The sequence below is a fragment of the Haematobacter genomosp. 1 genome, assembly GCF_002196855.1.
Classification (GTDB): domain Bacteria; phylum Pseudomonadota; class Alphaproteobacteria; order Rhodobacterales; family Rhodobacteraceae; genus Haematobacter.
This window is the reverse complement of record NZ_NIPW01000060.1, coordinates 1-1,393: the sequence shown is the minus strand read 5'-3', so window position 1 is coordinate 1,393 and position 1,393 is coordinate 1. Positions and strand designations below refer to the sequence as shown.

1 protein-coding gene is annotated in these 1,393 nt (G+C 63.4%); it reads left to right on the top strand.

Going from position 1 to position 1,393, the window contains the following annotated elements:
- Nucleotides 1-100: 100 nt before the first annotated feature.
- Nucleotides 101-1,327 carry an IS256 family transposase gene (locus CDV49_RS19300; protein ID WP_088216928.1) on the top strand — a complete coding sequence of 409 codons (1,227 nt, stop codon included), beginning with the start codon at nucleotides 101-103 and terminating at the stop codon, nucleotides 1,325-1,327.
- Nucleotides 1,328-1,393: the final 66 nt, after the last annotated feature.

Genomic DNA, 1,393 nt, shown 5'->3' with positions numbered 1-1,393 from the left:
GGTCGTGTCTCGGAAGTGGTGGAAATTTGAAGGCGGCGTAATCTCCGGGTGAACTGACACCCAGCCAACCGGCGGCGCCAACCGCCAGGGAGATCACGCCATGAAGCAGAATATCGACAGCTCATCCTTTTCGCTACTGCCTGACGCCGCGGGATATGATCCGATCGAAGACCGCCTGCGGGCGACTGTCCGTGCCACCATCGAGGCGTTGTTCGAAGAGGAACTGGCCGAATGTCTCGGTCGCCTCCGCTATGGACGCGGCGACGACAAGGCCAAGGGCTACCGCCACGGGCATCGCGACCGACAACTGACCGGCACGTTCGGCACCGAGACGGTGCGGGTGCCGCGCGCCCGGATCGAGGACGAGGCGGGCAAAATCACCGAATGGCGCTCGAAGGCGCTGCCTCGCTATCAGCGGCTGACCAAGAAGGCCGAAGCCCTGATCGCGGCGGTTTACCTGGCTGGGACCAACACGCGGAGGGTCAAGCGGGCTTTGTTTGGCCTGTTCGAAGGGGCCGTGAGCAAGGATGTCGTCAGCCGGGCCTGGCGCAAGGTGAAGGTTGATTGGGACGCTTGGTCCACCCGCGATTTGGCCGGTGAAGATGTCGTCAGGCTCATTCTCGACGGCACCGTCATCAAGACCCGGCTGGACCGCAAGGCCACCAATATCTCGGTCCTAGCCGCGATCGGCGTCCGTCGCGACGGGCAGAAGGTGCTGATCTCGATCAGGAATATGGGCGGCGAAAGCACAGCTGCCTGGTGTCAGTTCCTCACCGATCTGGATGCACGGGGCCTGAAACGACCGGAGTTCGTGATCGTCGACGGTGCCCCCGGCTTGGAAGCCGCGCTCGTGGCGCTCTGGGGCGAGGAGCTGCCCATTCAACGCTGCACGGTTCACAAGCACAGAAACCTGCTCGGCCACGCGCCCAAGCGCCTGCATGACGAGCTGAGCGAGGGTTACCGCGACATGATCTACGCCGACAGCGCCGCCGAGATCGAGAAGCGTCGCAAGGCCTTCCTCCGCAAGTGGAAGCTCAAGTGCCGGGCCGTGGCCGATAGCCTGGAAGAGGCCGGCGATCGGCTCTTCACCTTCACTCGCCTCGATCCCTCGCAATGGAAATCGGCGCGGACCACCAATGCGATAGAACGTCTGAACGAGGAATTTCGACGCCGGATAAAGACCCAGACCGTGCTGCCATGCGCCGAAACCGTGCCGATGCTGCTCTGGGCGTTGCTGGCCTCGGGGCAGATCCAGATGCGCAAGGTCGACGGATGGGAGACCCTCGCTCAGCCGCTTGGGCCGATGGCACTTGACCTCGCCGCATAACCCGCGCCAATTTCACATACTCGGAGCAAGCCGCCAGGGAATTTCCACAGCCTTCGCGACACGACC

Bases quoted from the DNA above. Each gene is read 5' to 3' on its own strand.
- CDV49_RS19300 (WP_088216928.1), top strand. From the start codon at position 101: ATGAAGCAGAATATCGACAGCTCATCCTTTTCGCTACTGCCTGACGCC.